The following is an 8,101-nucleotide window of genomic DNA, read 5'->3' on the forward strand; positions in this document are numbered from 1 at the left end:
CTATTTACCCACTTTTGATTATTGCTACTTGTTATACTTGCAGCAATAAACGGTGAAACAAATACAGCAGTTGAATAACTACCAATATTAGATCCATTTAATTGATAACCATCCACAATTTTAGAAGGATTTCCATTCGTTTTATTTTGAATCCACGAAGAAACTTTATCAGAAATGACTTTACTTCTTTTCTCGCCGTACATCGCATAGTCCATTACAATTCTCAATGGTACCCGACTAGCATTGTAATAATATGCATTTGTATATTCTGACTCCTCTAAGAAGTCTTTAGGTGCGGGTTGTGGTGGGTTTTTTACAACGAAATCTGAAATAAGTCCTGTATTTGGAGAGTACTTATTACTAAATTGCGTATAAACATCGTACAAATTATTAATAACAGTAAGCCAAGTTTTATCATCTGTAAATTCATAAAATGCTCTAAGGTGTGACATCATCCAATCAGATGGTCTCGTATCAAGTGAACTTTTAGAATCCCAATCTCCTAAATTTAGTCGGTTATTATTTGTAACATTACTAGCTTTAATACCTTTTGTAATCATGTCTTTTGCTTCTTTCAAATAATTCACTGTTCCATTAGATCCCCACTGCTTATGAGCAAGAAGAAGAGAATACGCAATATCTAAATCTCCATCAGTAGCAGAATCAAAATGACCTTGTGCTTTTTTACTATCTGCGACAACCCATCCCATTAAATTAGGATTTTGAGAACTTTTAAAAGTTCTTGCTGTTTTAAATAAACCGTCATAGATTTTTTGAGCATTCGAATCATAACCAGCCATTAATACTGTAATTATCATCCCATACCCTTGACCTTCTGAAGTTCCAAGTGGCTTAAACCCATCAGCATCACCTGTAATCTCTCCTTTTACATAATAACCACCAGGTAAAGAAGATAAATCATTTTTCAAATATTTCTTTTTCCAATTATCGTAGTAACTTCTTACAGAAGCATTTAAACTTTCCTGTGTAACATGATTCGGTTTTATAACACCTGCATAATTAACTTGCTGCGGAAATGGTTTCATTTCCTTTGCAGCAGCTACTTGTTGATTAACTACGGGAATAGAATTTTGTACTGAATTGTCCGTTACACTTGCTGCGAAACTAGAATTAGAAAAACTAGCTAGTCCGATTCCTACAATAGAAATACATGTGAAAATTTTTCTTTTTCCATTCATTATGTTGTCAGCTCCTTTTAAAATGCTTACTACATAAAATGTAACATACAATATTTAACTGAAATACAAAATATTATATTTATCAACATAAGAAAGAAACTATATAAAAAAGTATCTTAAAGTCATTATTGAATTACATTATACGGATTGATTATTTGCTAAATTCCCATGTTTTTCTTTTCTTAATACTGGTATATGAGCAATCACAATTCCAAGTATAGTAATCACTCCGCCAATTATCGAAACCAAAGTTGGCACTTCTCCTAACCATATCCAAGCAATGAAACACGCAGTTATTGGCGTTAAATATAGAGAACTTGTTGCTTCAGAAGCACCAGCACGAGATATAATATAGGCCAATGCAATATACGGGAGTACTGTTGGAAAGACACCTAAATATATAACGCTCAAGTTAACTTCAAGAGGAGCTGCTAGTATTTCTTGATAAACTCCGGGTAAGAAAATAAGCATACATATAGTACTAGACAAAATTGTATATATGGTAAATGGTAAGAAGCCGTATTTTTTTAAGTAAGATGTTTGGAAAACGAAAAATAGGCTTTCTGAAATCGCCGCTAATAATATAAATAACCCCCCGCTATTTAATTGAATAGCGTCGCCTTGGCTAAATGAAATTAAGGCAATTCCTGCAAAACTCATTACACCACCGATCCAGCCATTTAATTTCATTTTTTCATTCAAAAAAACAGAAGCAAGAATTGCCGTCACTATTGGAGTGACTGAAATTATTAAACTTGCAGATCCAGCATTTACTGTTTTTTCGCCGTAGTTTAATGCGATGTGATAAATAGTAAACCCTAAAGCACCAAATATAAAAAATGCCGGGATATCCTTTAAATCCGGTAGTCGTAGTTTGTATATAAATGAAAATAACAAAAGTATAAATGAAGCGATTAATAAGCGTAGTAAAGTAAGGTGTTCAGGCGTATAAGATTCAAGCCCCATACGAATTGCCGGAAAAGCAGTTCCCCATATAAGAATTGTAAAAGCGTGAGCACATATAATGCGTAAATCCCATTTTTTATTATGCATGTTTTCTCTCCCTCCCTAATAAACCAACCATTTTTAAATTACCAATTATTTCTTTTCATCATATTTAATAGTTGATACAATGTCTTCAACCAGTTATTTATCGGAAAAACCAACCACTTTGAATCTTTTAAATAAACGAGGGAGTTTTTTATATGACAAACGATAAAAAAGTGCCCAAATATCGGCAGATAATAGACTATATGAAAGAAAAAATTGAAAACGGAGAATGGCCAATTGGAAGTAAAATCCCTAGTCAGCGGCAGTTAGCAAAATTATTTCATGTAAATCGAAGTACTGTAATAACTGCGCTAGATGAACTTATGGCAGATGGTTTAATTCAAGGACAAATCGGAGCAGGAACAATTGTAACAAATAATACATGGTCATTATTAGCAACTAATCCCCCGCCTGATTGGAGTGAATATGTAAAGGCCGGTATTCATAAACCAAGTAAGTTAATGGTGCGAGAAATAAATGAAGCAGAAGCAAATAAAACGCTTATCCATCTTAGTAAAGGTGAACTTGCACCTCATCTTTTTCCGCTCGAAACTATGCAATCTATAATAAAAAACGTCAGTGAGGAATTAGATTATTTCGGATACGAAGAACAAAAAGGTTTTTATCCGTTACGTGAAGCAATAAGCAAATACGTAAAATCATTTGGAATACATGCATCACCGGGTTCTATATTAATAGTCTCGGGTGCACTCCAAGCATTACAATTAATATCAATTGGTCTTTTACATAGAAAATCAACTGTTTTACTTGAACAACCTTCTTACTTATATTCACTTCATGTTTTTCAATCAGCAAATATAAACTTATCCGGTATATCAATGGATCATCACGGTATTTTACCTAACGACTTGTTAAAACGAATTAAATATAGTCAAAAGAATAATATTTTATATTCAATCCCTTGTTTTCAAAATCCAACGGGGATATTGATGTCCAAAGAGCGAAGAAAAGAAATATTAAAAATATGTAAAAAAGAGCAGTTGCCTATCATCGAGGATGATATTTACCGAGAGTTATGGATTGATGAATCACCTCCAGCTCCTTTAAAGTCAATAGATAAACATGGACATGTATTATATATTGGTAGTCTCTCTAAAACACTTAGCCCTGGACTTAGAATTGGATGGATAATTGGACCAGAACCTGTTATTGATAGATTGTCAGATATAAAAATGCAAACAGACTATGGATCAAGCTCTTTATCTCAAAGAGTAGCTGCTGAATGGATAAATGAAGGTTTTTATGAAGAACATGTAGCAAACGTAAGAATGCACCTGAAAAAACGAAGACAAATAATGATACGAGCTTTAAATAAATATTGTGCAGATATTGCATCGTGGGATATTCCTAGTGGTGGAGTTTTTATATGGCTAAAGGTTGTACATAACATTCCGATGAAAAAACTATTTTTAGAGGCACTATCAAAAGGAATTCTTTTAAACCCGGGACGTATTTATGAAGAAGAATCAGATCAGTACATTCGTTTATCATATGGATATGCTTCTCCAGAACAAATGACTAACGGAATTAAATTGCTCAGTGAATTAATTCGGAAGTTAACAGCATAAAAAAATCCTCTTTTGTTTTTGGAGGATTTTTTTACGTATCTTATTTACCACAATTTCATTTCCCGCCCTAATAAAATAAGTTCTTCATAAGGATCTCCGTCAATATTTAATACTTGAGCAAAAGCAGGTTCTGTTTTTAAACCTTGTTCCTTTAAGTTAATAACTTCTTCCCTTATATGGGGATGCTGCATTAATAACATGTGTTCCACTATCATATGTCTATATGCATTTTGATTACGCACTGGCTTAGGTTGAGCAAATAATTCAAATTCAAAACCTTCGAATTCAAAATTCACCTTTATCGATTCAGTACCTTTCATTTTTTTCTTTTTTATATTGAACCCTCTATAAGAACCATATAAAGATCTCATTTCCTGCTCAAAAACATCAAAGTTATATACTTCCATTACAATATCTAAGTCAGATTGAGAAGTATCAATTCTTATCGGGATTGTCCCGCAAAGAACGGGATTATATAAAGTTAAATCCTCCATAATATTTAGTTTGTTCAAAACATCATATACTTTTTGTTGCTTGTCATTCCCTGATTGTAAATATGTAATAGATGTAAACATGGAAGTCTCTCCTTCATTTCACGTAATACGTGTCTCACTAAACTCAAGAAAAATTTGTCCGTTTAAACTTGTTCTTGAAGTACCTTTACTTCAATATATTAAAGTGAATAAACAATATGTTTCAACTTTTCTCCTATGCTGCAATACTATAAAAATAAAAAGGGAGGAATTATGATGAGCATTTTCAACATTCTTTTAACCATCCACATATTATTTGGAACGATATGTTTAATAACTGGGATAATAGCGATGGTTGCTCAAAAGAAGAAAGGTAAACATACGGAATGGGGTGAAATATATCACGCATCCTATGTCGTTATCACCGTTACTGCCATTATATTATCCATTATAAACTGGGATAAAATCGCATATTTATTTTATGTAGCAATCTTCTCTTATTCATTTGCGATTTATGGATACCTTGCACGAAAAAAACGTTGGAAAAATTGGCTCCATCACCACATTAGAGGTATGTTAGGTTCTTATATAGGTGCAGTCACCGCACTTTTAGTAAATGTCGGCATCCATATTCCCATTATAAATTTACTTCCACCAATATGGTTTTGGTTTTTACCCACCTTAATTGGTATCCCCCTCGTAGCCAGTGTATCAAAAAAATATAAAAAGCGTAGTTGAAATTAATTACATTTTGATTACTTTCTGATTATTAGAATGAAAAATTATAATCTATGTATCACGAATGATATCATGAGTGCTCGCCCTATGAATATTTAAAATAAAATGCCGCCCAACAGGACGGCTCTTATTTTTACTTTACAAACGTAACATATTCACCAGAAACCCATTGATTTCCACCAACACTATACCAACCATCTTTATATCCAAATGATTGATATTTTTCACCTTGATACACGTTTTTCACAATGCCGTAATTTGTTCCTGGGCCGGTACGAACACATAATACATCAGCGATTATAGTAACTACACCTATACCCTCATTTGATGATTGTGAAGGTGTTGGCACATTTCCTCCCGTATAACGAATATATGATGGATCGTTAAAAATCCACTGATCGCCACCGAGATTTAACCAGCCATTTGATTGCCCAAATACTTTGTAGGACTCTCCTTCCCTAATTGACGAATAACGCCATATCCAGTACCAGGTCCTTTTCGTAAATTTACATTACTACCGTTAATATAAGCAATCCCTACACTATCATTCGACGTGGGAGGAGCCACTACGTTTTGAGCACCTTTTCCAAAAGTATCCGTTCCATATCCTTTGTAGTTATATTGCAAATGCGGGCTATCCACAAATCCTTTCCAGTCACCGCCCCATTCAAAACCAATTTGTTTAGCATAACGAATTGCTGATGCCCACGGTTCTTTATTATAGCCATTCCAATCTTCTGTACCATTCGACTGAATTGGAACAAAATCTAATGCCTGTCCTACTAAGTGATATGAGCGCATCGTTTGTGATGCTCCTTTACGAACATATTCACGTTGTTGCTCGACCGTTCGGATTGTTTCATAAATTAATACTTCAATTCCATTGTCGATACAGTACTGATACCACTTAAAAGCTGCAGCTTTCGTATTATCCGCTAATTTATTCAGATTACTTACATTTCTATTGTGGTATTTCAATATGCAACATCTCCTTTTCTATTATCCTATGCAAAACTCTTCTCACGGGTTGTACATATACCTACAACGATACGAAGTACAAATACATAGGAAGCCAATTCAGCTAAAAAGGTTTTCACTTCTAGCTTCAAACTTTCTAAGTTGAAATCGAAGCAATAAAAAAACCACAACCTAAGTCTTCCAGTTGCGGTTTTTGGTATTTTCTTTTTATATGCTACATGTCTTCTTGCATTGATAATCCTAATATACAGGTTGTGTAAATTTTTCCTTTATGAATAACACTTCTTATTCATGACTTTTCAAATCCAATAATATTGAATGTAAACGATCCGGATCATTAGTAAACATCCCATCGACTCCCCATGAAAGTAACTTTTTCATATCTTTTTCATTATCTACTGTAAATGGATGAACTTCTAATCCGTTTTTCTTTATTTTATTTACATAATCTGAATCAATATATTTGTAATTCATACCAAGACCTATGCAGTACATTTTATACTTTTCTATCTCTAATTTTGTTAATTGAACTGCTTTTTTATACGGTAATAATTGTACTATGGATATATTACTATTTAAGCTATGAATCTTTTGTAGACTTTCTTCACTAAACGATTGAATAATCACTTTATCCTGTATTTCGTAGTGATTAATAATTTCTAATAATTTTTCTTCCATTCCTGGATATTCATCAGGTGTTTTTGTTTCAATATAATAGTTCGCGTTATGCCCAAACGTTTCAATAATTTCTGTTAATGTTGGGACTTTTGCATTTTCAAATTCTTTCTTTGCTAAGTTCGGATATTTTTCATTGAAAAGAGAGCCAGCATTTAGTTGCTTTATTTCTTCTAATGTATGCTCTTTTACCAGCCCAGTACCATTCGTTGTACGCTTTAATGTTTCATCATGCATAGCCACTAAATGTCCATCTTTTGTCATTTGAAGATCAATTTCTATATAATCTCCATTCATTTGTTGGCCTAATTGATATGCTGCTATTGTATGTTCAGGTGCATACGCAGAAGCACCTTTATGTGCGATATTTTTTATATGATTTGATTGATTAATAGCTTTAGTATACTTATGTTCATTTATTTTCTGAAAAACAAAGATACTTATTACTATAAAGGCACAAATTATTGTAGCGAGATATATCTTTTTCATAACGATTTATAAGCTCCTATATAAAGACGATTTAACTTGAATGATTTACTCAATTAAATGTCGATTTTCCAATACAGTCATTTTGCCAATAGCTTGAAATCCCGATTTTTTATAAATGTTGATTCCATCGGGTGAAGCTTGTAACACACAATACATATTTTTTAATTTTTGTGCTTCTTGCAGAAGGAAATTGAACATAGTAGATCCGAATCCTCGTCCTCTCATTTCCTCTTTAGTTGCGATGTCATAAATACCAATACTATCTTTTGAACATATCAATGAACCAACAGTTACGACTTCCCCTTCATAAAATCCTAAAAATAGTTTCATATTTTCACTGTTCCATAAATCAAGATTAGAAATTTGATTATAGAATGCTTGTACATGTATACCTTCTTCTGATGTGCCGAATAGATTAGCTAACATTTCTCCAAATTTTTTTATTTGTGCAGGTGAAGATGCCTGTTGAATTGTAAAACTTACTGGTATGTTTATTGTTGGAGAAATTGTTTTTAAGTCTGCTACCATCGCAATATTTTGCTCCGCTTCTTTTAAACCGATTTTATTTAACTTGCTTTTTATATCCCGCTCTTGCTCTTCATCCCATAACCAAACACTCATTGGAAAATTCTTTTGATTATAGTAGTCTACCTCCTTATATAATTTCTCTATCCCTACCGTTAAATTATTGTTTAGTAGAGTAATGACATTGAATGTATCTGCAGGTAATCCGCAATCAACAGCAATATAATCTTGCGTTTCTTTTATACTCATTCCGGGCACAAATTGCGCAACATATGAAGTTTTAAATGCAAAGTTATCTATTAGTAGTTGTTTATAATTCATCAATAGTTCTCCTTTTCATAAAAAGTACTCCTCGAATTCTTCTATATTAAATATAACATATTAG

At 32.8% G+C, this 8,101-nt stretch carries 7 protein-coding genes and 1 pseudogene; 2 read left to right on the plus strand and 6 right to left on the minus strand.

Features of this window, described 5'->3' with window-relative positions:
• Together GBN78_RS27260 and GBN78_RS27265 are read right to left on the minus strand one after the other, a co-directional pair.
• A partial coding sequence (locus GBN78_RS27260; RefSeq protein WP_152127907.1) for a family 8 glycosyl hydrolase occupies positions 1–1,199 on the minus strand: 1,199 nt, incomplete at its 3' end.
• A 138-nt stretch (positions 1,200–1,337) separates the two neighbouring features.
• Positions 1,338–2,252: a DMT family transporter gene (locus GBN78_RS27265; protein ID WP_000551613.1), complete on the minus strand. Its 915-nt coding sequence runs from the start codon at positions 2,250–2,252 to the stop codon at positions 1,338–1,340.
• A gap of 152 nt (positions 2,253–2,404) precedes the next feature.
• Here GBN78_RS27265 and norG point away from each other — a divergent pair, with 152 nt between their 5' ends.
• Positions 2,405–3,838 (plus strand): efflux pump transcription regulator NorG, encoded by a 1,434-nt coding sequence (gene norG / locus GBN78_RS27270; RefSeq protein WP_047386283.1) that lies wholly within the window; start codon positions 2,405–2,407, stop codon positions 3,836–3,838.
• Between the two features lie 44 nt (positions 3,839–3,882).
• Here norG and GBN78_RS27275 read toward each other — a convergent pair whose 3' ends face one another.
• Positions 3,883–4,413 carry a DUF4269 domain-containing protein gene (locus tag GBN78_RS27275; RefSeq protein ID WP_152127908.1) on the minus strand — a complete coding sequence of 177 codons (531 nt, stop codon included), beginning with the start codon at positions 4,411–4,413 and terminating at the stop codon, positions 3,883–3,885.
• Between the two features lie 174 nt (positions 4,414–4,587).
• On the opposite strand from GBN78_RS27275, the gene GBN78_RS27280 reads away from it, so the two are divergent.
• Positions 4,588–5,049 (plus strand): DUF2306 domain-containing protein, encoded by a 462-nt coding sequence (locus GBN78_RS27280; protein WP_000021727.1) that lies wholly within the window; start codon positions 4,588–4,590, stop codon positions 5,047–5,049.
• 133 nt (positions 5,050–5,182) lie between these two features.
• Here GBN78_RS27280 and GBN78_RS27285 read toward each other — a convergent pair.
• From GBN78_RS27285 to GBN78_RS27295, 3 genes and pseudogenes are all read right to left on the minus strand, one after another.
• Positions 5,183–6,027 (minus strand): annotated as a pseudogene (locus GBN78_RS27285) (M15 family metallopeptidase).
• 285 nt (positions 6,028–6,312) lie between these two features.
• Positions 6,313–7,191, minus strand: a complete 879-nt coding sequence (locus GBN78_RS27290) for a glycerophosphodiester phosphodiesterase (protein ID WP_152127909.1) — start codon at positions 7,189–7,191, stop codon at positions 6,313–6,315.
• A 45-nt stretch (positions 7,192–7,236) separates the two neighbouring features.
• Positions 7,237–8,037 carry a GNAT family N-acetyltransferase gene (locus GBN78_RS27295; RefSeq protein WP_141444398.1) on the minus strand — a complete coding sequence of 267 codons (801 nt, stop codon included), beginning with the start codon at positions 8,035–8,037 and terminating at the stop codon, positions 7,237–7,239.
• Positions 8,038–8,101: the final 64 nt, after the last annotated feature.

The organism is Bacillus sp. B2-WWTP-C-10-Post-4, assembly GCF_009183805.1.
GTDB lineage: Bacteria > Bacillota > Bacilli > Bacillales > Bacillaceae_G > Bacillus_A > Bacillus_A cereus.

Coding starts and splice junctions, on each gene's coding strand:
- GBN78_RS27280 (WP_000021727.1), top strand. CDS start 4,588: ATGAGCATTTTCAACATTCTTTTAACCATCCACATATTATTTGGAACG.
- GBN78_RS27290 (WP_152127909.1), bottom strand. CDS start 7,191: ATGAAAAAGATATATCTCGCTACAATAATTTGTGCCTTTATAGTAATA.
- norG (WP_047386283.1), top strand. CDS start 2,405: ATGACAAACGATAAAAAAGTGCCCAAATATCGGCAGATAATAGACTAT.
- GBN78_RS27275 (WP_152127908.1), bottom strand. CDS start 4,413: ATGTTTACATCTATTACATATTTACAATCAGGGAATGACAAGCAACAA.
- GBN78_RS27295 (WP_141444398.1), bottom strand. CDS start 8,037: ATGAATTATAAACAACTACTAATAGATAACTTTGCATTTAAAACTTCA.
- GBN78_RS27265 (WP_000551613.1), bottom strand. CDS start 2,252: ATGCATAATAAAAAATGGGATTTACGCATTATATGTGCTCACGCTTTT.